This window comes from Rhizobium leguminosarum bv. viciae (assembly GCF_012276115.1).
Lineage (GTDB): Bacteria > Pseudomonadota > Alphaproteobacteria > Rhizobiales > Rhizobiaceae > Rhizobium > Rhizobium leguminosarum_T.
The window spans coordinates 377,096-399,160 of record NZ_WIEU01000002.1; the positions used below are offsets into that span (position 1 = coordinate 377,096).

Sequence of the window (22,065 nt, forward strand, 5' to 3'; positions counted from 1 at the left end):
CGGCGATGAATATCGGCGAAGCATCGGACCGGTCCGGCCTGCCTTCGAAGACTATCCGCTACTACGAGGATATCGGTCTCATCCGCCCCGAAAGGGGCGGAAACGGCTATCGCGACTATGCCGCAACCGACATCCACAAACTACGCTTCCTGCAGCGCTCGCGCGGCCTCGGCTTTTCCGTCGAGGAATGCCGGCAATTGCTGGCGCTCTACGAGGACAAGGACCGGGCGAGCGCCGACGTCAAGGATATTGCTGAGACTAAGCTTGCCGAGATCGACCGCAAGATCCGCGAACTGACGGAACTGCGTCGCACGCTGGAACATCTCGTGCATGCCTGTCACGGCAACGACAGGCCGGACTGTCCGATCCTCGAAGAGCTTTCGGACGGCAGCTGATCACTTCAGGAGAGCAGGCGTCGCGTTTCAGATGATCTGCATCAGGAAAGCTGGGGCATGTTCTGGTTGGCCGCCTGTGAGGATTGAGGTTGCTCGTCAGGCCCCTCGTCTTCGCTGTCGTCCAGTACGCCGTCATCCAGCCGATGCTTGATCGCGAGCGCATAGATCACGTCGAGAATATTGCGGTCCCTGAGATGAGGATCAGTCAGGGCGAGAAGCGAGGCCCGGACGATCTTCCTGCTGGTGGCCTTCGGACAACGCGCCTTGACGAAATCGTAGAGCGCCTGATCGGTCAGCCCTTCCATGGCGCCGTCTACGAGAGCTTCGTAGACTCGCTTCTTTTCCTTCATTCTTGATTTTCCCCCTCAAATCAGCGGCGTCATGATCTGTCATGTGATTGTCATAAACAATCGCGGATTTAAGGCGCCCGAGGGATATTTGAGATGATCCGGCGACGGTTTCGGCCCCGCATGATTTTTTACGCCCGCCGGGAATAAAATCCGCCGCATTTCCGTATACTCAATCATGGAACGCAAAGACCGCCCCTTCGATGTCATCGGACAGCTCGCAGCGCTGAGGCGCTACGCTCGCTCGCTGGTGCGCAATTCGGACGAGGCGGAGGATCTGGTGCATGATGCGCTGGTGCGCGCCTTCGAAAAGCGGAAAAGCTTCCGCAGCGGCGGCAACCTGCGCACCTGGCTGCTCTCCATCCTTCACAATGCCCATGTCGATCGTCTTCGCCAAAACCGGTCGCTGACGCGCCGCCACGACGAGGCGGCTGTCGAAGCCGAGCAGTCGCTGCCGGCCGGCCAGGAGCATGCCGTGCGCCTTCAGCAGGTGCGCGACGCCTTCTTCGATCTGCCGGAGGAACAGCGCGAGGCGCTGCAGCTCGTCGCAATTGAAGACCTTTCCTACCAGGAGGCGGCCGAGGCGCTTGGCATTCCAGTGGGGACGCTGATGTCGCGCATTTCCCGCGCCCGCGCTCAACTGCGCGAATTCGAGGAGAAGACGCCGCGGGTTTCACATCTGAGAATAATCGGAGGGAACGGCAATGAAAGCAGTTGATCCGATCATAGATGCTGATCTCGACGCCTATGTGGATGGCGAGATCGATGTCGCCCGTCGCATCCAGGTGGAATCCTATCTTTCCGAGAATCCGGCGATTGCCGCCAAGGTCATGGCCGACCTCAGCATGAAGGGCGAACTGCGCCTGGCGCTTGCCGGCGAAAGTGCCTTCGGCCGGCCCGAGACCCGCGATGCCGCCCGCCGGCTGGAACGTGGCCTTTCCTATGGCCGCATCTTCCATTCCTTGCAGCGCGTTGCCGCCGTCGGCATTCTGATCGCTGCCGGCTGGGTGGCGCACAATTCCTTCGGCGCCTTCTCGGCGACCGAGGTGGTGGCATCGGTTCCGGCACCCGCCTATGTCGAGGATGCCGTCCGCGCCTATCAGACCGCGGCGCTTCGCCAATCGATGCCTCCGCAGACGCCGGCCACCTATAGCCCCGACGATATTCGCGCCGCCACGGCGATCGTGATGCCCGAACTGCCCAGGGATTGGAAGGTCGCCGACGTGCAGATCTTCCCGTCGGAATTCGGCCCCAGCGTCGAGATGGCGATCGAACAACCGGATGGAAAGCAATTGTCGCTTTTTGCCGTCCGTCCGGGCGCCTTCGAGGTCAAGCCGGTCAGTCATCTCACGCTGGAAAAAGCGGAAGCCGCCTATTGGCAGATCGGCGAGGTCGCTTATGCGCTGATCGCCGACGATAGCGGTCTCAATCTCGACCAGGCGGCCGAACGGCTCGCCCGCTCGCTCTATTAATTCAAACCGAGGAGATCAGCATGAACCCGATCAATCCCCGCTACGGCGCCGTCGCCGGCTCCCAAGCCCTCTTCGACGAGGGCCTGCGCCAGCACATGCTGCGCGTCTACAACTATATGGCTCTCGGCCTCGTCATCACAGGCCTGGTGGCCTTTGTCGTCGGCTCGACGCCGGCACTTTACGTACCGATCTTCGGCTCGCCGCTGAAGTGGGTGGTGATGCTTGCCCCGCTCGCCTTCGTCTTCTTCTTCTCGTTCAAGATCCAGACGATGTCGGCCGGCACCGCCCAGATCACCTTCTGGGCCTTCTGCGCCGTGATGGGCCTGTCGCTCGCTTCCGTCTTCCTGGTCTTCACCGGGGCGAGCATCGCGCGGACCTTCTTCATTACCGCGACGATGTTCGGCGCCACCAGCCTCTACGGCTATGCGACGAAGCGTGATCTCTCGCGCATGGGCTCATTCCTGATGATGGGCCTCTTCGGCGTCATCATCGCCGCTGTCGTCAACATCTTCCTGGGTTCGAGCGCCCTGCAGTTTGCGATCTCGGTGATCGGCATCGCCGTCTTCGTCGGCCTCACCGCCTACGACACGCAGAACATCAAGGAACAGTATTCGGAAAACTACGATCAGGAATCGAACCAGAAGCTCGCCGTCTTCGGTGCGCTCTCGCTCTACCTGAACTTCGTCAACATCTTCCAGCTTCTGCTCAACTTCACCGGCGAGCGGGAATAGGACTGCGCTTCTGGGGGCAATGGAAGCGCAAGAGCGCCTAGTCTGCAGTCTGTGACAGGATGGCGGGCTGGGTGCTCACCCAAAGGAAACGGCCGGGCCAACGCCCGGCCGTTTTCGTTTTCAAATGATGCCCCAGGCGCGGTAGCGCCCCCGGCCGGTGATTTCACGAATGCCGATCTCATTGACGAGGTTCAGCGCACCGCGCGGTGTGATGCGCAGATGACGGGCGATCATCGCCGCCGAGACCATTGGCCGCGACAGGACGAAATCGGCAAGTTCCGGCAGGCTGCTGTTCGAACGGCGGCCACGGAAGCGCAGCTCCATTTGCGTGCGCGCCAAGGTCAAGCGGTCGATTTCCTTGAGGCCGGCCACAGCGCCCAGGTGCATCGCCTCCAGAAAGGCTTGCAGCCGCGTGACGCGATCGCGTGCCCGACGACGCTCATGGCGCACCAGCTTCAGCCCGCCGTAAAAAGAAAACAGATGCGAGGCGACCTTGCCTCGGGCGCGTAGATGGCTTGCGACCAGAAGACCGCCCAGCCAGTGCTGCCGCCGCAACGGCTCGATCCTTTCCCAGGCTTCGAAGAGGATGATGGCGCCGAGAACCGGCGGCAAGCTATCGGCCAATGGCTGGACGCTTCGCCACTCCGCAAGCCGCTGTTCCTCGTCCCACTCGTCGTCACCGAGCAAGCCGAGAGGATCTTCGTTGCGCCTTGCTGGGGTAAGGGCAGCCGTCTCGCTTGGCGGCGTTTTCCCCGTATGGATATCGAGCAGCTTCTGCGAGCGGGCAAGAAGCGCATCGATCTCCGCCATCTCGGCAGCGAGCGGGCCGCTCTCATCCTCGCCTTCCTCGTCGGTCTCGACCGGAGCTGCGGGGCTCTTCGTGTCCGGCACCTTCCCCTCCCCTTCCCCGCCCGTCACAGTCAGCGTCGCAAGACCCGAGACGCCGAGTGCCCAGGAGGGTTCGCCTGTCCAGATGCGCCGACGTGCCCGCAGCACGGAATGGGCGATCGTCAGTTCGTGGGTGGGAGCGCGGCTATCCATATGCGCATCATGCAAAACGAGATCCTCGACATGCACGAGTTCGCCGGCCACCCAGAGCGCGCCGGCGGCGTCGAAGAAATGGCTGCGTTCGGCAAATCCCTGGCCGACCGGCGAGCGCAACACTCGCTCGTCCAGCCGCGCCACCGTATCCTCCGCCGCGGCAAGGGCTGGAAGCAGGGTTTGAAGCATTATACCGTCGATATCGTAGCGCATTGTTAAGCTTTACAGTTTTCCACAAATGGAAGCAAAACACGTGTTTCCTTCCGCCATGTATGACATGGTTAACGGCGTATTTCAACAAAACTGCGGAAAAGGAAGCCGCTAAGATGGCTGATCGACCGGCGCATATGCTTCTAGTCGTCGCAGCTGGCGCGAAACTTTTTCATAGCGGCTCATCCGGTTTTCCTCGTCGTCGGACCATTTGCCCGCATCAGCGCCATCAGCATCGGTCCGAGCGAGAATTCGCCACGCTCCGCCCGCCGCGTCAGGTCACGCAGGTAGCCGCCGGCCGAGTTGATATGTCCGCCCCTTTCCAGAATACAGGCGATGACCGTGGCGGCGTTTTCCGGCCCCATGACATCGCAGGCCAGCTGATAGGCGCTGGGGCTGACGCCAAGAGTGGAGCGGACGATGACGGCCGCGGCCATCAGATCGCGCCAGCTGCCGATGCCGCTGCCCGGGCCATAAGCGATGATCTCCGGGCAGGCTTGCAGCACCATGGCAAGGGGGAAGGATTTCGGCGGCTCCCGCCACGGCTGCGGTTCTTCCTCCGACTTTGCGCCCTGCTTCGGTTCGAAGCTTGGTTCAAGTTCAGATATAGGGTGTGGGTTTGAATTATGTATGTGCCGACCGTTTTGGTTATCATTGGCGTCTGTTTTTTCTGTTTTCGACTTCGATTCCAGCGTCTTGACGATCAATTCCCGGAGCGCTTCGAGATCGCCCAGCAGGCTTTCCATCTCGGCAGCCGACGGGCGGCGCGGCAGGCTTGCGGAAAGCAGATTGAAATGCTTCTGCATCTCGATCCATTCGCCGGCAATCTCCTCTTCCAGCGCGATCTCGATGAGCTTGGTAATGTCACGCCGGCAAAGTGTCAGGCGCTCCCTCAGGCGCTTCCATTCGAGTTTGGCGGCCATCACCTGAGCCGCCTGCGCCTCGATCTCTCGCGCGCGCACCAGGAGTGGCGCCAAGCTGAAGCCAAAGGCTTCACCAAGCCCCCCCTCGCCGTTACGGCGGGCAAAACGTTTCCCATTCGGGCTATCCCGCCGGATGATCAGGCCGGCTTCCACCAGCATCGCCAGGTTCCGCCGCAACGTCGTGCCTGCCATGCCATGCGTGCGAAGCGACAGCTGCTCGTTCGACGGAAAGACGACGAAACCGTTGGCCTCGGCAATCTCGTTCTTCGGGTAGAAGGTCAGCAGCGCGTTGAGAACAGCCAAGGCACGGTCCGATACGCCGACCATGTCCTTTGCTTCGCAGAGCGCACGAAAAATCTTCCACTTGTCGATCGATGCGTCCGGATCGACCTTGCTGGCGCTTTCCTGACTTGCCAGCATGCCACGTGTCATCGATCGCCGCCCAAAGGGCGTCGATACATATTGAGGCTCCATGTCCCTCACCTTTTTTCAAGGCAAAAGAAAGCTACCACCCAAAAGGATGCCGAAGACGCTTGACAGTGATTCGAGGAAGTGCGATTCTCAGATTGTCCAGATATGAGAAAGGCTTCCGCGGCGGCAACGTTCGGAGGCTTTTTTCTTTTGCGGCCTACTCTCCTGCTTGCAACTTGCCGGCCCGATAGGCTTCGTAAAGCTCATCGAGACGGCGTGAAATGTAAGCGCCGAAATCCGGCGCTTCGCCGGTCTTCAACGCGATCGTGAAGGAATTGCCGGCGCTCTTGATTCGGCCGGCAATCTTGCCGCCGCTCTTCGGCTTCCAGTCATATTCCGTAGTTTCCGGCTTCGCCTCTTTCTTGGCGAGTTCGGTAACCAAAAGCTCGAAACGGCGATCGCTCTCTTCCGCCAAGAAACCTTCCGAAGCAATGAGCTTCGCAAGCCGGGCGGCCGTCATCCCATTCCAGTCCTGGGCAAGCGCCATCCACCGGCGTCGCCCGATGCCGGGTGCGGCTCCAACCGAGCTGACGATCTCGGCGGGAATAGCTTTTGCGACGGATATCAGCTTCGATAGCTCCGTCTTGTCCGTCGACAGAGCCTTCATGATGACCGGGCGCTCAAAACCCTTGAGCTCGAGATTGAGGGCAAAGACCGCGCGCTCGATATAGGAAAGGTTCCGGCGCGCCGAATTCTCAATGCCCTGCGCGATGACGACATCGGTATCGTCGAGCTTACGGACGATCGCCTGCACCTTGAGGCCGAGCAGCTTGACCGCCTGCAGACGGCGATGGCCGTAGGCGATCTGGTAGCGGTCCTCATCATTGGGATGGCGGCGAACGAGGATCGGCACTTCCTGGCCGTTCTCGGCAATCGACTGCACCAGCTCGTCTTCGATATCGAGGGGCTGGTCGCTAAGGCGGTCACGCACGAAGGAGGAATCGATCAGATCGGGATCGAGCTCGACGATGCGTTCACCGGAGAGCAAAGCCTCCTGCATCGCCCTGCTCTCTTCCTCCATGCGGCCAAGGGTCAGCGCCATCGTCCGAACCGGCCCGGCCGATCCGCGCGAAGACGGTTCCTCGTAGTTGGCCGCGGCCAACTCCTGCGCCGTATCATCGAAAAGACCCTTCAGGCGATCGCGTCTGCTCATGCTCGACCCCAGGCTTTGTGAATACCGGCGAGAACCTCGCTATTGGCGGCATTGACCGATTCCAGCGCCCGGTCATAGGTCGAGCGGCGCACCTGCCCCTTCTCGATCTCGTAGAGCGTCTGCTTGGTCAGGCCGACATCGGCGATCGCCGTCGATTTGAGAATAGTCGCCGTCAACACGTCGTCACTGAAGAGGCTGCGCAGCAGCGCGACGATCTGTGACTGCGGCGCATCGAAGGGTTCGTGACGGGTGACGACATATTTGATGAAATCGTGCTGCAGGTCGCCACCGGCCTTGCGTACGACGGAAAGCAGATCCGAAGTCATGAGCAGGAACTGCGACATGGAAGCGACGTCGACCATCTGCGGATGGATGGTGATGAGCAGCGATGTTGCTGCGCAGACGGCGCCAAGCGTGAGGTAACCAAGCTGCGGCGGGCAGTCGATCACCACGATGTCGTAATCCGCCTCGACCTCGGCAATGGCGATGCCAACGCGACGGAAGAACAGCTCGCCAGGTCGCTGCCGGTCGTTCAGTGCCCGTGGCGTCTCATGCTCGAACTCCATCAGTTCGAGATTGCCCGGCACCAGATCCAGCCCGTCGAAATAGGTCTTGCGGACGATCTCCTTCAGCGGCTTGCGGCCCTCATCGTAGCGAATTGCGCCATAGAGCGTATCGCCCTCGGAAAGATCGAATTCGGGCTGAACGCCGAGCATGGAGGAGAGCGAAGCCTGCGGATCGAGATCGATCGCAAGCACCCGGTAACCTGCCAGCGCCAGATACTGCGCCAGATAGAGCGTCGTTGTGGTCTTCGCCGAGCCGCCCTTGAAATTGGTGACGGCAACCGTCTGCAGCTTTTCGCCAGGGCGACGCCACGGCTGATAGGAAAGTGCGTCCTTCGGCTTGAGCTTCGCCATATACTGCCGCAATTCGTTGATCTGGCCGAGCGTGTAGGAACGCCGGCCATTCTGGGCAAGATCCGGCTGCGGTCCCTTGCCATCCAGTGAAAGCTGGCGAAGATAGCCGTCCGAGACGCCGATCATCTGGGCGGCCTCGCCGGAGGAGAATGTTCGTAGCGTCTTTTGCGAGAGCGGCGGAAACAGCTTGTCGCGGAGGAGCTTCAGTTGCCGCGAAAGCTGGTTCGCATGCCGCTCGATCCGTACATCTGTCGTCGATACGCTAATGTTGTCCAAAACACCCAATCCTTTTCGATGCGCTTTTCTGTCAACATAGCGTCAAAAAGCGTATCGAAAGTGACACGATTCGGGATTTGCAGCAACAACAGGGCTTAGATGCCACCCACAGGCCCGGTTGGCCGCGGCCAACTCCCTGTTCGGCCCTTGCGACGACCGGGCTTTTTCGGCAAGACCGCCAGGACTCAACGGGGAGTATCCGCTTGAAGCATATCAATATCATCGGCATCGGCACGGGCAACCCGGAACACCTGACCATACAGGCGATCAACGCAATGAACGCGGTCGACGTGGTCTTCCTGCCGGTCAAGATCGCCGGCAAGGAAGAACTCGCCGAAATCCGGCGGGATATCTGCCAACGCTATATCACACGGCCGGCCAGCAGGATTTCAGAATTCGCGGTGCCGCAAAGGCAGACGGCCGACAAGACCTATGTGCAGAGCGTCGACGCCTGGCACGGTGAGATTGCCCGCATCTATGGAGAGCTGATCTCCGGTCTCCCGGATGATGGCAGCGGCGCCTTTCTCGTCTGGGGTGATCCCAGTCTCTACGACAGCACGATCCGCATCATCGAACGCGTGCGCCAGGAAGGCAGCCTGGATTTCGATTACAGCGTCATTCCCGGCATCACCAGCATTCAGGCACTGGCGGCCAGCCACAGAATCCCGGTCAACCTCGTCGGCAAACCGATAGAAATCACCACAGGGCGCAGGCTGGCGCGGGACGGGCTTCTGACCGACAGCACCGTCGTCATGCTTGACGGCGAACAGGCTTTTGCGAAGATCGACGATCCCGATGCCGAGATCTTCTGGGGCGCCTATCTCGGTACCAAGGATGAGATCGTCAGATCAGGACGACTTGGCGATATCGCCACCGACATTCTGAGGCTCAGGGCCGAGGCTAGGCAGCGGCACGGCTGGATCATGGACATCTATCTCCTGCGCAAGGGACGGGATTTCGACGAATAGCCAGTCCGAAGCCTTTCCAGCATGCTTTGCCGGGCCGGCTGCGATCATGTAAGAAGTGGCCAGAGGATCGAGAATGAGCATTAAGGCCGCAAAGGCGAGCGACAGGACAGGCGAGGCGGATCTGCACGGTCGCCCGGCGGTGACGATGCGTAGACGCGGCGCCTGCCCCGCCCTTGCCGCGCCAATGCCGACCGGCGACGGTTTGCTGGTCCGGCTGCGGCCGGCCGGCGGCGCGTTGACGCTGTCGCAATTCGCAAGCCTTGCTCGCTCAGCCGCGGCCCATGGAAACGGCATTCTCGAAATCACTGCCCGCGGCAATCTGCAGATCCGCGGCCTTCGGGCTGAGACCGTCGGACAGCTCGTGGCCGATATCGATGTCGCCGGGATCACCGTGCCGGACGGGCCGGCGATCGAGACATCGCCGCTGCACGGCATCGACCCGGAAGAAATATGCGATCCGGCGGCAATGGAAATGGCCTTGCGCAGCATGCTCCGCGATCAGCTTGCGTCGCCGCGCCTCGCGCCGAAGCTCTCGCTTGTTGTCGACGGTGGTGGAACCTTCGGCTTATCAGCACTGTCCGCCGATATCCGTATCGTCGCGCAATCCCCCGCAGATTGGCTTGTCGCGATCAATGGCGACGGTGAAACCGCAACGCCGGTCGCGATCGGTCCCGCGGAGACGGCGATGTCGGCCGTCGGCGAAATTCTGAGCTTGTTGGCGACCCTCGGGCAGGGCAGACGGGCAAGGGATATCGATCCGGCGCTTCTGCGGGCGCGTTTTCCCGCGATGGATGGCATTCAGTTCATTCCTTCACGCGCGGCAGTGATGCCGCTTGCCGGCTCGCACACGCTTGAGGACGGCAAAACCATACTCGGCGTCAGGCCGGAATTCGGGCAGATCAGGGCGTCCGATCTGGTCGCTTTGCTCGATCTCGCAAAGGCCCGTGGCGCTACAGCCATCCGGCTTGCGCCCGGGCGCGGTTTTTTCGTCATCGGGCTCTCCGCCGATACAGTGCCGGCTATGCAGGCGGCCGCCGCCGGACTTGGCTTCAGCACCCAGCCCGGCGAGAATACCGAGCATATTGCCGCCTGTGCCGGCGCCGGCGCCTGCGGCTCCGCTTTCTACGAGACCCGAACTCTGGCGCGCCGCCTCATTGCCGTAGCACCTGCCCTTTTCGACGGTTCGCTGACACTGCATCTGTCCGGCTGTCCTAAGGGCTGCGCTCATGCGCGGCCGGCGCTGACCCTGACGGGCTCGGCGGAGGGTTATGGCCTCATCCTCAATGGGCTTGCTGCGGATCTGCCGGACGAACGGATCTCTGGCGGTCGGATCGATTTCGCTATAGAGAGGCTCGCCCGGACCATCGAAGACAACAAAGACGCTGGCGAATCGACCGCCGCCTGCCTTACACGGCTTGGCGCAACCGGCGTTTCGAAGGCGCTGCGACAGGAATAGGAATGCCAGACTACGATTATATCCGCAGCGGCGATGCGATCTACGAGCGTTCCTTTGCGATTATCCGTGCCGAGGCCGATCTTTCGCGCTTCACCGACGATCAAGCCGAAATCGCCGTGCGCATGATCCACGCCTGCGGGCTGGTCGAGGCGGCGGAGCATTTTGTCTTTTCCGCCGATTTCGTCAGTGCCGCGCGCGACGCGCTGAAGAGTGGCGCGCCGATTTTCTGCGACGCGGAAATGGTATCCCAGGGCGTCACCCGGGCACGGCTGCCGGCGCAGAACGAGGTGATCTGCACACTGCGCGATCCCGCGACACCCGAGCTTGCACGCGAGACCGGCAATACGCGCTCGGCCGCCGCCATGCATCTCTGGCTCGATCGGCTCGGCGGCAGCGTTGTTGCGATCGGCAATGCACCGACAGCGCTCTTCCATCTGCTCGAACTCCTGCGCGACGGCGCCCCGAAACCCGCGGCGATCCTCGGCATGCCTGTGGGCTTCGTCGGCGCGGCGGAATCGAAGGATGCATTGGCGGAGAATTCCTACGGCGTACCCTTTGCCATTGTTCGCGGCCGGCTCGGCGGCAGCGCCATGACGGCGGCCGCCATCAATGCATTGGCGAGGCCGGGCCTATGACGACAAGCGGCCGTCTCATCGGCGTCGGCACGGGTCCCGGCGATCCGGAGCTCCTTACCCTCAAAGCCGTGCGCGCCATCGAAGGCGCTGATGTGATCGCCTATTTCGCCAAGCAGGGCAGGGGCGGCAACGGCAAGGCGATCGTCGAGCCGCTGCTCAAAACCGGGGTGACGCTGCTGCCGCTCTATTATCCGGTGACGACCGAAATCGACAAGAACGACGAACGATACCAGAGGCTGATCACCCAATTCTACGATCTGTCTGCCAAAGCTGTTGCCGGGCATCTCGATGCCGGGCTGACCGTCGCCGTTCTCAGCGAAGGTGATCCGCTCTTCTATGGCTCCTATATGCACCTGCATGTCAGGCTTTCCCAAAGCTACCCGACGGAAGTGATCCCGGGCATCAGCGCCATGTCGGGCTGCTGGTCGCTGGCGGGCATGCCGATCGTCCAGGGCGACGACGTGCTTACCGTACTGCCCGGTACGATGGCCGAGACCGAGCTGACTCGCCGCCTTGTCGATACGCAAGCCGCCGTCATCATGAAGGTCGGCCGCAATCTGCCGAAGATCCGCCGGGCGCTGGCGGCGGCCGGCCGGCTTGCGGAAGCCGTCTATGTCGAGCGCGGCACCATGGCGAATGCGGCGATGGAAAAGCTTGCCGACAGGACCGACGGCGATGCGCCGTATTTTTCGCTCGTGCTGGTGCCGGGCTGGGAGGGCAGCCGATGAGCGGCAGGCTTTTCGTGATCGGCACCGGTCCCGGCAACCCCGATCAGATGACGCCGGAAGCTTTGGCCGTTGTCGATGCGGCGACGGATTTCTTCGGCTACGGACCTTATCTCGACAGGCTGGAGCTCCGCCACGATCAACTGCGGCATGCCTCGGACAATCGCGAGGAGCTCGGCAGGGCAGGGGCAGCACTCGCCATGGCAGCGGATGGCGCCAAGGTCTGCGTCGTCTCCGGCGGCGACCCCGGCGTCTTCGCCATGGCGGCCGCGGTCTGCGAAGCAATCGAGAACGGGCCGGCCGCCTGGCGCGCGGTCGATCTCATCATCCTGCCCGGCATCACGGCGATGCTGGCAGTGGCGGCAAGAGCAGGCGCTCCACTTGGCCATGATTTCTGCGCCATATCGCTGTCTGACAACCTAAAGCCCTGGAATATAATAGAAAACCGTCTTGTATTGGCGGCAAAGGCAGGTTTTGTCATCGCGCTTTATAATCCGATCAGCCGGGCGCGGCCCTGGCAACTCGGCGAAGCCTTCAAGCTGTTGCGTGACCATCTGCCTGCAGCAACACCGGTTATTTTCGGGCGTGCGGCCGGGCGGCCGGACGAACGTATCGCCGTCCAGCAGCTGTCGCAGGCAGACGCGTCGATTGCCGATATGGCGACCTGCATCATTATCGGCTCGGCGGAGACACGCATCGTCACGCGGCCAGGCCGGCTGGACCTCGTCTATACGCCGCGCTTCATGGCGGGGGGGAACAGGTGATCGATCGCCGCCAGCGCCGCCTCGACAGTGTCGACAGCCTTGACCGTGGAGGCCGGCGCGCGCGTTACCATCATCACCTCGATACCGAGCAGGCGGGCTGCCTCGATCTTTGCATAGGTGGCGGCACCGCCACTGTTCTTGGCGACGATGGCGTCGATGTCGTGCTGCCTCAGCAGATCGCATTCACCGTCCAGCGTGAACGGACCCCGATCGAGGACATAGTCGACATTATCAAGCACAAGCGGTGGTTCGACGGGATCGACGCTGCGGACGAGATAGTGATGTTGCGGTGCCGCTTCCGCATGATGCGCACCTTGCCGGCCCGTCGCCAGAAAGACATGGCGGGGGGAGGGGCCGAGCGCTTCGATGGCCTCCGCAATACTCTGCACCTCCCGCCAGCGATCGCCCGGAAGTCGTTGCCATTCGGGACGGCGCAAAGCGATCGTGGCAATGCCGGCGGTCTCGGCCGCGAAAGCGGCATTGGCCGAAATGCGCTCGGCGAAGGGGTGCGTGGCGTCGATCAACAGGTCATATCCGCCAGCCTTCAGGAAATCGGCAAGTGCGGCAGCACCGCCGAAACCGCCGATGCGAACCGGAACAGGCTGCGTGGCCGGTTTTTCGGTGCGGCCGGCAAGCGACAGCAGAACATCGCAGTCATCCCGCGCCGCCAGCGCCTCGGCCAGCAGCCGCGCCTCGCTGGTGCCGCCGAGGATCAAGATGCGGGGTCTTACCATGTCTGATGTCTCTCCTCCTTCCGGCCAGCGCTGGCTGACTATTATCGGCATCGGCGAAGATGGTCCAGAAGGGCTGGGCGAGGAGGCAAAGAGGCTGATCGCGACCGCACCCGCCGTCTTCGGCGGCGCGCGGCATCATGCACTCGCTGCCTCGCTGATCGCAGGCGAAAAGCTTTCTTGGCAAAGCCCCTTCGAGCGCTCGGTCGAGGCTATCGTTGAAAGGCGCGGCACGCCTGTTGTCGTGCTCGCCTCCGGCGACCCGTTTCTCTATGGCGTCGGCGCAACGCTCTCCCGCCATGTGGCGGCGGACGAGATGCGCGCCATCCCGGCGCCCTCGGCCTTCAGCCTTGCTGCCTCCCGCCTTGGCTGGCCGCTGCAGGACGTCGCGACGATCTCGCTGCATGGAAGGCCGGTCGACCTGATCCGACCGCATCTGCACCCCGGACGGCGCATCATCGCGCTGACCTCGGACGAGAAGGGGCCCGGCGATGTGGCTGCCCTGCTGATTGCTGCTGGCTTCGGTCAGTCGCGGCTTACGGTGCTCGAGGCGCTTGGCGGTGTGCGGGAACGGCGGAGAAGTGCGGCGGCGACGGATTTCGACCTCCTGGACATCGATCCCCTGAATGTCTGCGCACTCGATATCGCAGCAGGGGAGGGGGCACGCATTCTGCCTTTTGCCGCAGGGCTCGAAAACGAACTGTTCGAGCATGACGGACAGATCACCAAGCGTGAAATCCGGGCGATGACGCTTTCGGCGCTCGCGCCGCGTCACGGCGAACTGCTCTGGGATATCGGCGCGGGCTCGGGCTCGATCGGCATCGAATGGATGCTCGCCGATCCTAGCCTGAAGGCAATCGCCGTCGAGCAGTCGCCGGAACGGGCCGCACGTATCGCCCGCAACGCATCCGCCTTCGGCGTGCCGCATCTCGCCGTCATTGAAGGTATGGCGCCCGATGCGCTGAAGGGCCTGCCGGAACCGGATGTGATCTTCCTCGGCGGTGGCGGTAGCGAGCCGGGTGTTGTCGATACTGCGATTGCCGCGCTGAAGCGGGGAGGGCGGCTCGTTGCCAATGCCGTAACGCTGGAGATGGAAGCGGTACTGCTCGCCGAACATGCCAAACGCGGCGGCTTCCTCACGCGGATCGAAATATCGCGCGCCCAGCCCGTCGGCGGCATGACCGGCTGGCGGCCGGCCATGCCGGTGACGCAGTGGCGCTGGACGAAAGGATGACAAGATGACGGTGCATTTCATCGGCGCTGGACCAGGTGCTGCGGATCTGATCACAGTGCGTGGCCGCGACCTCATCGCCCGATGCCCGGTCTGTCTTTATGCCGGCTCGATCGTCTCGCCCGAACTGCTGCGATATTGTCCGCCGGACGCGCGCATCGTCGATACGGCGCCGATGTCGCTCGACGAGATCGAGGCGGAATATCTTCGCGCCGCCGCGGCCGGCCAGGATGTCGCCCGGCTGCATTCCGGCGATCTCTCGGTCTGGAGTGCGGTCGCCGAGCAGGTGCGCCGGCTGCAAAAGCATGGCATCGACTATACGATGACACCTGGTGTTCCGGCCTTTGCCGCCGCGGCCGCAGCACTCGGCCGAGAGCTGACGATCCCGGCCGTGGCGCAGAGCCTGGTGCTGACCCGCGTTTCCGGCCGCGCGTCACCAATGCCGAACGACGAAACACTGGCGAAGTTCGGCGCGACGGGCGCCACGCTGGCGATCCATCTGGCAATCCACGCGCTGAAGCAAGTGGTCGAAGAGTTGACGCCGCTTTACGGCGTCGACTGCCCTGTCGCGATCATCGTCAAGGCCTCCTGGCCGGACGAGCGCATCCTGCGCGGCACGCTCGTCGATATTGAGGCAAAGGTTGCGGCCGAACCGATCGAACGCACAGCGATCATCTTCGTCGGCCCATCGCTCGCAGTGGAAGATTTCCGCGAAAGCTCGCTCTACGATCCGGCCTATCAGCGCCGGTTCAGAGGTAGAGAGTAGCGTCAAGCGACCGCGCGGCTTTTAGACCCGCGCGCTGAGATACTCCATGCTGGCGCGAAGCGCGCCGGCCGGATCCTTCAGCGCATGCACCTCCGCCGCGAAGGGCTCGAAGGAGAACGAGCCGGTATAACCCGCCTGCAACAGAGTCCTGACCTGACCGGCATTGTCGAGCAGGTCCTCGGCATTGACCAGAACGCGGTGGGAATCGCGCATATCGGCAACGGAAACAGCCGGGTCGTCGACGCCGGAGATGTGCACAAGGCCGGTCAGTTGCGGAAAGGTGAGGGCTTCGCCGGCAAGATGATGGTGGAAGGTATCGTGGACCAGCCTGAAGGTCGACTGCGCGCCCAGCTCCTCGATCGCGTCGGCCGCCTCGGTCTTCGAGCGCAGCGAGCAGATCTCGAAACCGAGCGGCTCGACGAGACCGATAATGCCGGCTTCCTCCAGCATCGGTTTCAGCGCGGCCAGAGACTGGCGTAGATTGGTCTGCCGTTCGCCATCGGCGCAGCCGGTGCCGTCGTTCTTCGGAACGAGGACGAGCGCCTTGGCGCCCGACGCGCTGGCATAATCGATCAGCTCCTGCGCTTCGGCGGCTCTTGTCGCGTTCCACTCATTGAAGCGCTGCAGGGCGTTGATCGAGATGATCGTCACCCCATGGCGGGCGGCCGCTTGCCTGATCACCTCGGGTTTGGTGCCGTCAAGGATGGCATTGCCGGAAAGGTCGTTGCGGATCTCGACGGCATCGATGCCGAGCGATCTGGCCAGTGCGAAAAAATCGTCGATGGCAAGCGACGGTGCGGCCATATGGTTAAGCGCAAAGCGGATCGAAGTCATGACTGCTATCTCCTCCTCATCTCCGCGTCGGGGCGGAGCGGTCCTCGTGAATGGGTCCGCGAATCTCTATCGGAATTCGCGTCGCAATCCATCCGCCATCGCCGGTGCTCGCTCTCATTGCTGAGAGAATTTCGAGCGAAATGATGTAATTCCATCATTCCTCAGATGTTCTCCGAAATATGAATTTCGAAAGGCAGGAAGAGCTGCCCGGGAACAGCCGTTTCGCCGTTTTCGATGGCGCCCGTCATCAGCCCCATCAATTCCTTGCAGAGGGCGGGCAGGGGGGTGCCGATCGCCATGGCGACGATATCGTCGGCAAGACCGGCTTTGCTGTCGGGCGTCAGCTCGTTGACCACGAGGACGATCTTGCCGCCGACACCCTCTTCACGGAATGCAGAAATTGCCCCCTCCATGCCGCCGCCGCAGACATAGAGGCCGACGAGATCGGGATGTTTCTGCAGAAGTGTCAACGTCGCCTCATGGGTGATCTCGGGCGTGTCCAGATTGATCAGCGTGTCAACGACATCGAACTCAGGCGCATTCTCGCGAAAATAGGAGCGGAAGCCGATTTCCCGCAGTTCATGTCCGTGGAACCGATGGCTGCCGACGAAACAGGCGATCTTGCCAGGCCCGCGTGCCGTGCGCGCAATCGTCCAGGCGGCGGTGCGCCCGACCTTGCGGTTGTTGACGCCGACATAGGCATTGCGCACGCCCGAGGCGAAATCGGAGAGCAGCGAGAAGACCGGGATCCCTTTTTCCTTCAGTTCTTCGATGGCGGTCGTGACCGCAGGATAATCGGGGGCAACGAGAGCAACGGCCTGGTTGCGGGCACCGAGAGCCTTCAGCTTCTCGACGATCGCTGCCGGTGTCGAGGCCGAGGGAAAGTCGATCTGCGTCTGGATCCGCGCGCTGGTGACCGCGCGCGCTGCGGTTTCGATCTCACGCACGAAGCTCTGATAGAAGGGTTGCATCGGCTTCTGCAGCAGGAAGGCAAGCCTGTATTGCGGCAGATCCTCGAAGACGCGCTGTTTGATCAGGCCGACAGCGTGATAGCCGATCGACTGTGCTGCATCATAGACCCGTCGCGCCGTTTCCTCGCGCACGCGGTGGCGAGCGTTGAGAACGCGGTCGACGGTGGCAACGCTGACGCCGGAGGCGCGGGCGAGATCGGAGATAGTGGGACGGCGCATCGGCGTTCCTGATGGATTCGATCATGAAATGCAAGCCATTCATGATGGCTTTTGATAGATTATATCAAGCCTGCATTGAGCGCTTTCCAAAGTCAACCTATTCTCCCAGGCAAGGGCAACGGGAGGCGGATAATGGCGACCCAGACAAAGAAGCGCGACTACGACCTTCTCGGCGAAAGCGGCCGCACCGCCGTCGAGACGGGGCTTGCGGCAGCCGAATGGTATCACACCGACATTCCGCGCAAGGAGATGAAGGCGCTGATGCAGCGCTCCGATGCGCCGGCGATCCGTGACACGATCATCTGGCTCGGCAGCATGGTGGTCCTTGCCGGGCTCGGCATCTATTTTTGGGGCTCCTTGATCGCGCTGCCCTTCTTCCTCGCCTATGGCGTGCTCTACGGCTCGGCTTCCGACAGTCGTTGGCACGAATGCGGCCATGGCACCGCCTTCAAGACGCGCTGGATGAACGATGTCGTCTACCAGATTGCCTGCTTCATGATCATGCGCAATCCGGTGACCTGGCGCTGGAGCCATGCGCGCCACCACACCGATACGGTGATCGTCGGCCGCGATCCCGAGATCGCCGTGATGCGGCCGCCCGATCTCTTCCGGCTGGTGCTTAATTTCTTCGGCATCCTCGACGTCTGGTATGCGGTCGTCGACATGCTGCGCAATGCCTTCGGCGGCGTCAGCGCGGCGGAAAAGACTTTCATCCCGGAGATGGAGCAACCGAAGGCAATCCGCATCGCCCGCATCTGGCTGGCGATCTATCTGGCCACGATCGCAGCCGCGATCGCCATGGGTTCGATCCTGCCGCTGATCCTGATCGGCCTGCCGCGCCTCTACGGCGCCTGGCACCATGTGCTGACCGGACTGCTGCAGCATGGCGGCCTTGCCGACAATGTGACCGACCATCGGCTGAACAGCCGCACGGTCTATATGAACCCCATCAGCCGCTTCATCTACTGGAACATGAACTACCACGTCGAACATCACATGTTTCCGATGGTGCCCTACCATGCGCTGCCCCGGTTGCACGCGATGATCAAGCACGACCTGCCGGCGCCGAACCCGTCGATCTGGTCCGGCTATCACGAGATGATCCCGGCCTTCCTGCGCCAGCTGCGCAACGAGGATTATTTCCTGAAGCGCGAACTGCCGGTCACCGCGCGGCCTTATCGTGAGGAATTCCACAACGAGCTGGCCCCGGCCGCGCAATAAAGACAATCGAGGGAGGACAAGATGAGCGGAAATTGGATCCAGGTCTGCGACAAGGACGAGATCGACGAAGAGGATGTCATCCGCTTCGATCACGACGGGCGCACGTTCGCGGTCTATCGCAGCCCGGACGACGAGTTTTTCGCGACCGACGGGCTCTGCACGCATGAACATATCCATCTCGCGGATGGGCTTGTCATGGATGAGATCATCGAATGTCCAAAGCACAACGGCCGCTTCAACTACAAGACGGGCGAAGCCAAGGGTGCGCCGGTCTGCGTCAATCTCAAGACCTATCCTGTCAAGATCGAAGACGGCGCCGTCTTCATCTCGCTCTGAGGGAGGCCGGCATGGCTCATTACGTCATCCTGGGCGCCGGCGAATGCGGTGCGCGCGCCGCCTTCGCCTTGCGGGAAAAGGGCTTTGCCGGCGAGATGACGCTGGTCGGCGCCGAGCCTCTTGCCCCTTACGAGCGACCGCCGCTTTCCAAGATCGGCCCCGCCGATGCGCGAGGGCCGAAATTCATCGCCGCGGCGGAAAAATACATCGAAAACGGCATTCGGCTGCTGACCGGCCTGGAGGCAAGGGATCTCGATACCGCATCCAGGATCGTCACGCTTTCGGACGGCACCGTGCTTTCCTACGACAGGCTTCTGCTTGCGACGGGAGCCGCCGCGCGTTCGCTCCCCGTCGCGCCGCAGGGCAGCCGGCACATTCGCTCGCTGAGGACGCATCACGATGCGGCGGCGCTGCGTGACGCGATGAAGCCAGGCCGGCATATCGCCATCATCGGCGGCGGGTTCATCGGACTGGAACTTGCGGCAACCGCACGGCTGCTCGGCGCCGGCGTCACCCTCATTGAGGGGCTGGAGCGCGTGCTGAAGCGTGGCGTGCCGGAGGAGATCGCCCATCTGCTCACCGAGCGCCACCGCGCCGAGGGCGTCGATATCCGCTGCGGCGTCTCCATCAAGGCGCTGACTGAGGAAAGCGGAAAAGCCCTGATCCGATTGTCGACCGGCGAGGCGATCGAAGCCGATCTCGTCCTCGTTGGCATCGGCGCCCGGCCGAATGTCGAGATCGCCGAAAGGGCAGGCCTCGCGATCGACAATGGCATTGCCGTCAACACCTATCTCCAGACCTCCGCACCTGATGTCTTTGCGGCCGGCGATTGCTGCTCCTTCCCGCTGCCGATCTATGGCGGCCGGCGGGTGCGGCTGGAGTCCTGGCGCAACGCCCAGGAGCAGGGCACATTGGCCGCGGCCAACATGCTCGGCCTCAACCAAACCGTTTCGGCGGTGCCGTGGTTCTGGTCGGATCAATACGACATGACGCTGCAGATATCAGGCCTTGCCGAAGGGGCTATCACGCATCAGCGCCGCGATCTCGGCCCGAGTGCCTTCATTCTCTTCCATCTCGACGCCGATGGTCGACTGATCGCCGCCAGCGGCATCGGGCCGGGCAATGCGGTGGCACGCGACATCAGGCTCGCCGAAATGCTGATCGCGGCGCGCGCCCATCCGAACCCGGCCGCGCTGGCAGCCAGCGACATCAAGCTGAAATCCCTGCTGGCCGCCTGAGCCCCGATATTTTCAAAGGAATTAATGATGAAGAAACATAGACGCGCAACCGTCGCCGATCTGCTTTCGGAAAAGGGCAAGCGCCAGCTCACAATGCTGCGCGTCACCTCGCTGGAGGAGGCGGAAGCCGCCGAGAAGGCGGGAATCGACATCGTCTCCGTGCCGCCCTCTCTGCTCGGGCCTGCTTTTCGTGAGATCGCCCCCACTCCCTTTGCCATTCCGGGGCTCGAATATGGCGATCATGTCTCCGCGGAAGACTATCTGCGCGCTGCCTTCGCGGCGCTGAAGGAAGGCGGCGATGCGGTCTATTGCGCCGCAAGCCTGCAGACGATCCGGCGCATGCGCGATGAAGGCATCCCCGTCTGCGGCCATCTCGGGCTGATCCCTTCGAAGGCGACCTGGACCGGCGGCTTCCGCGCCGTCGGCAAGACGGCGGCAAGTGCGGCCGAAATCTGGCGGCAGACCAAGGCGCTGGAAGAGGCCGGTGCCTTCGCCGCCGAAATCGAAGTCGTGCCGGGAGATGTCGCTGCCGCGATCAGCAGCAACACCGCGATGCTGATGATTTCCATGGGGGCAGGCAGCGGCTGCGACGCCCAATATCTCTTCGCCGACGACGTGCTCGGCGCCAATCGCGACCACACTCCGCGCCATGCCAAGGTCTATCGCGACTTCGCCGCCGAACACGACCGGCTGCAGCGCGAGCGCATCGCCGCCTTCACCGAATTTGCCGAGGATGTCAGGACCGGCACCTATCCGGAAAAGCGCCATCTCGTCGGTATCGACGACGCCGAACTGGAGATCTTCCTGCAACGGCTGAAAAGCGAGACGGGCAATAGCTGAGGGCCGCTACTCGACGCTTCCCCTTCTCCCCAGCGGGGAGAAGATGCCCGCCAGGGCAGATGAGGGGGCGAGCGACGATAGGAGCGAGGCACTGAGCGTAAGCGAAGGGCAATCAACGCCGTGCCGTGTAGCCCCCATCCGCCTGCCGGCACCTTCTCCCCGCTGGGGAGAAGGGGGAACCCACCATTGGCTTCCGTCCCGGCCTGTGTCAGGAATTATCCGTTCGATTCATTCGGAACGGAGTATTCGGTCCCCTGTGACGATCGGCTTTGCGCATGCGGAATTGATTGCGGTGCTCGTCGCGGTGACGGGGGACGAACCGCGCGTGATGACCATCCGCTCCGGCAACGCGCTGCCGTCGGGACCTTTCGAAATGGGGCATCGAACCCTGCAATCGGGCCTGCGCGAATGGGTGCAGGAGCAGACCGAACATCCCGTCGGTTATCTCGAACAGCTCTATACCTTCGCCGACCGCGACCGCAACAACGACATCCCAGGCGGACGGACGATCTCGATCAGCTATCTCGGCCTCGTCAATGAGCAGTCGGGCGCCGGCCGGCCGGGATGGCACGGCTGGTACGAATATTTCCCCTGGGAAGACCATCGACAGGGACGGCCGGCCGTGCTTGACGAGATCATGGCGCGTCTCAGGAACTGGGCCGATGCCGATCCGGCCCGGCGCGACCATCGCCACCGCCGGGCGGATTTCACCTTCGGCCTCGACGGCGGCGGCTGGAACGAGGATCTGGCGTTGCAGCGCTATGAACTGCTCTACGAGGCGGGGCTCGTCTCGGAAGCCGGATGCGGGGTGGAGGCCAATCTCGGCCGTGCGATGTTTGCCGATCACCGCCGTATTCTCGCAACCGGGATCGCCCGGCTGCGCGCCAAGATCAAATACCGCCCCGTAGTGTTCGAACTGATGCCGGAGAGCTTCACGCTGCTGAGGCTGCAGCGCACCATCGAAGCCTTGGCGGGGCTGACGCTGCACAAGCAGAACTTCCGTCGTCTCATCGAACAGCAGGATCTCGTCGAGGAAACCGGCGGAACCGAAAGCGAAACCGGCGGCCGGCCGGCCAAGCTCTTCCGCTTTCGCCACACCGTTCTCGAAGAACGCGCGCTGGCCGGAACGAAATTACCGCTCTCCCGCAATTGACATATGCTCACCGTGAGAATATCTCTTTGCCTATGATATGC

General features: G+C 62.5%; 24 protein-coding genes. 16 read left to right on the top strand and 8 right to left on the bottom strand.

Annotation, left to right across the window (positions count from 1 at the left end):
- The first annotated feature begins 5 nt into the window (after positions 1 to 5).
- Complete coding sequence (cueR, locus tag GFM02_RS05010) at positions 6 to 395, top strand: Cu(I)-responsive transcriptional regulator (protein WP_020052886.1); 390 nt, start codon at positions 6 to 8, stop codon at positions 393 to 395.
- A 41-nt stretch (positions 396 to 436) separates the two neighbouring features.
- On the opposite strand, the gene GFM02_RS05015 is transcribed toward cueR, so the two are convergent.
- The gene (locus tag GFM02_RS05015; protein WP_131662451.1) at positions 437 to 745 is read right to left on the bottom strand and encodes a hypothetical protein; all 309 of its coding nucleotides are present in this window, start codon (positions 743 to 745) and stop codon (positions 437 to 439) included.
- Positions 746 to 920: 175 nt separating this feature from the next.
- On the opposite strand from GFM02_RS05015, the gene GFM02_RS05020 reads away from it, so the two are divergent.
- Genes GFM02_RS05020 through GFM02_RS05030 form a run of 3 tightly spaced genes read left to right on the top strand, consistent with a single transcriptional unit; the run spans position 921 to position 2,945 of the window.
- Positions 921 to 1,460, top strand: coding sequence for a sigma-70 family RNA polymerase sigma factor (locus GFM02_RS05020; protein ID WP_168320986.1), 540 nt, complete (start codon positions 921 to 923; stop codon positions 1,458 to 1,460).
- Complete coding sequence (locus GFM02_RS05025) at positions 1,447 to 2,214, top strand: anti-sigma factor family protein (protein WP_163880991.1); 768 nt, start codon at positions 1,447 to 1,449, stop codon at positions 2,212 to 2,214. The genes GFM02_RS05020 and GFM02_RS05025 overlap by 14 nt, the downstream gene beginning before the upstream one ends.
- 20 nt (positions 2,215 to 2,234) lie before the next feature.
- Positions 2,235 to 2,945, top strand: a complete 711-nt coding sequence (locus GFM02_RS05030) for a Bax inhibitor-1/YccA family protein (RefSeq protein ID WP_168320987.1) — start codon at positions 2,235 to 2,237, stop codon at positions 2,943 to 2,945.
- A gap of 120 nt (positions 2,946 to 3,065) precedes the next feature.
- Here GFM02_RS05030 and GFM02_RS05035 read toward each other — a convergent pair whose 3' ends face one another.
- From GFM02_RS05035 to repA, 4 genes are all read right to left on the bottom strand, one after another.
- Positions 3,066 to 4,199 (bottom strand): RHE_PE00001 family protein, encoded by a 1,134-nt coding sequence (locus tag GFM02_RS05035; protein WP_168320988.1) that lies wholly within the window; start codon positions 4,197 to 4,199, stop codon positions 3,066 to 3,068.
- 179 nt (positions 4,200 to 4,378) lie between these two features.
- A complete protein-coding gene (gene repC, locus GFM02_RS05040) occupies positions 4,379 to 5,593 on the bottom strand; it encodes a plasmid replication protein RepC (protein ID WP_168320989.1) in 1,215 nt (404 codons plus the stop codon).
- Between the two features lie 154 nt (positions 5,594 to 5,747).
- Positions 5,748 to 6,743 carry a plasmid partitioning protein RepB gene (repB, locus tag GFM02_RS05045; RefSeq protein ID WP_168320990.1) on the bottom strand — a complete coding sequence of 332 codons (996 nt, stop codon included), beginning with the start codon at positions 6,741 to 6,743 and terminating at the stop codon, positions 5,748 to 5,750.
- Positions 6,740 to 7,936, bottom strand: coding sequence for a plasmid partitioning protein RepA (gene repA / locus GFM02_RS05050; protein ID WP_130746221.1), 1,197 nt, complete (start codon positions 7,934 to 7,936; stop codon positions 6,740 to 6,742). Before repA ends, repB begins: the two co-directional genes overlap by 4 nt.
- Positions 7,937 to 8,139: 203 nt before the next feature.
- On the opposite strand from repA, the gene cobF reads away from it, so the two are divergent.
- From cobF to GFM02_RS05075, 5 genes are all read left to right on the top strand, one after another.
- Positions 8,140 to 8,904: a precorrin-6A synthase (deacetylating) gene (cobF, locus tag GFM02_RS05055; protein ID WP_168320991.1), complete on the top strand. Its 765-nt coding sequence runs from the start codon at positions 8,140 to 8,142 to the stop codon at positions 8,902 to 8,904.
- 73 nt (positions 8,905 to 8,977) lie between these two features.
- Positions 8,978 to 10,360: a precorrin-3B synthase gene (gene cobG / locus GFM02_RS05060; protein WP_168320992.1), complete on the top strand. Its 1,383-nt coding sequence runs from the start codon at positions 8,978 to 8,980 to the stop codon at positions 10,358 to 10,360.
- Positions 10,361 to 10,362: 2 nt separating this feature from the next.
- The gene (locus tag GFM02_RS05065) at positions 10,363 to 10,995 is read left to right on the top strand and encodes a precorrin-8X methylmutase (RefSeq protein ID WP_163880975.1); all 633 of its coding nucleotides are present in this window, start codon (positions 10,363 to 10,365) and stop codon (positions 10,993 to 10,995) included.
- Positions 10,992 to 11,723, top strand: a complete 732-nt coding sequence (locus GFM02_RS05070) for a precorrin-2 C(20)-methyltransferase (protein WP_168320993.1) — start codon at positions 10,992 to 10,994, stop codon at positions 11,721 to 11,723. Before GFM02_RS05065 ends, GFM02_RS05070 begins: the two co-directional genes overlap by 4 nt.
- Complete coding sequence (locus GFM02_RS05075; RefSeq protein ID WP_168320994.1) at positions 11,720 to 12,484, top strand: precorrin-3B C(17)-methyltransferase; 765 nt, start codon at positions 11,720 to 11,722, stop codon at positions 12,482 to 12,484. The genes GFM02_RS05070 and GFM02_RS05075 overlap by 4 nt, the downstream gene beginning before the upstream one ends.
- Here the strand turns inward: GFM02_RS05075 and GFM02_RS05080 are convergent.
- Complete coding sequence (locus GFM02_RS05080) at positions 12,448 to 13,218, bottom strand: cobalt-precorrin-6A reductase (protein WP_168320995.1); 771 nt, start codon at positions 13,216 to 13,218, stop codon at positions 12,448 to 12,450. The genes GFM02_RS05075 and GFM02_RS05080 overlap by 37 nt on opposite strands.
- On the opposite strand from GFM02_RS05080, the gene cbiE reads away from it, so the two are divergent.
- Positions 13,217 to 14,449 (top strand): precorrin-6y C5,15-methyltransferase (decarboxylating) subunit CbiE, encoded by a 1,233-nt coding sequence (gene cbiE, locus GFM02_RS05085; RefSeq protein ID WP_168266757.1) that lies wholly within the window; start codon positions 13,217 to 13,219, stop codon positions 14,447 to 14,449. The two genes, GFM02_RS05080 and cbiE, sit on opposite strands and share 2 nt — an antisense overlap.
- A 4-nt stretch (positions 14,450 to 14,453) precedes the next feature.
- Positions 14,454 to 15,212, top strand: a complete 759-nt coding sequence (gene cobM / locus GFM02_RS05090) for a precorrin-4 C(11)-methyltransferase (RefSeq protein ID WP_168320996.1) — start codon at positions 14,454 to 14,456, stop codon at positions 15,210 to 15,212.
- Between the two features lie 21 nt (positions 15,213 to 15,233).
- Here cobM and GFM02_RS05095 read toward each other — a convergent pair whose 3' ends face one another.
- Positions 15,234 to 16,046 (bottom strand): TIM barrel protein, encoded by an 813-nt coding sequence (locus GFM02_RS05095; protein WP_168320997.1) that lies wholly within the window; start codon positions 16,044 to 16,046, stop codon positions 15,234 to 15,236.
- 161 nt (positions 16,047 to 16,207) lie between these two features.
- Positions 16,208 to 17,236 (bottom strand): LacI family DNA-binding transcriptional regulator, encoded by a 1,029-nt coding sequence (locus GFM02_RS05100; RefSeq protein WP_131662465.1) that lies wholly within the window; start codon positions 17,234 to 17,236, stop codon positions 16,208 to 16,210.
- 132 nt (positions 17,237 to 17,368) lie between these two features.
- Here GFM02_RS05100 and GFM02_RS05105 point away from each other — a divergent pair, with 132 nt between their 5' ends.
- From GFM02_RS05105 to GFM02_RS05125, 5 genes are all read left to right on the top strand, one after another.
- Entirely contained in the window at positions 17,369 to 18,457 is a 1,089-nt protein-coding gene (locus GFM02_RS05105) for a fatty acid desaturase family protein (protein ID WP_168320998.1), read from the top strand.
- A gap of 21 nt (positions 18,458 to 18,478) precedes the next feature.
- Positions 18,479 to 18,793 carry a MocE family 2Fe-2S type ferredoxin gene (locus tag GFM02_RS05110; protein ID WP_003548266.1) on the top strand — a complete coding sequence of 105 codons (315 nt, stop codon included), beginning with the start codon at positions 18,479 to 18,481 and terminating at the stop codon, positions 18,791 to 18,793.
- Positions 18,794 to 18,804: 11 nt separating this feature from the next.
- Positions 18,805 to 20,031, top strand: coding sequence for an NAD(P)/FAD-dependent oxidoreductase (locus GFM02_RS05115; RefSeq protein ID WP_168320999.1), 1,227 nt, complete (start codon positions 18,805 to 18,807; stop codon positions 20,029 to 20,031).
- 24 nt (positions 20,032 to 20,055) lie between these two features.
- Positions 20,056 to 20,871: a 3-methyl-2-oxobutanoate hydroxymethyltransferase gene (locus GFM02_RS05120; RefSeq protein ID WP_205930179.1), complete on the top strand. Its 816-nt coding sequence runs from the start codon at positions 20,056 to 20,058 to the stop codon at positions 20,869 to 20,871.
- Positions 20,872 to 21,127: 256 nt separating this feature from the next.
- Positions 21,128 to 22,024 (top strand): NrtR DNA-binding winged helix domain-containing protein, encoded by an 897-nt coding sequence (locus GFM02_RS05125; protein ID WP_168321001.1) that lies wholly within the window; start codon positions 21,128 to 21,130, stop codon positions 22,022 to 22,024.
- Positions 22,025 to 22,065 lie beyond the last annotated feature (41 nt).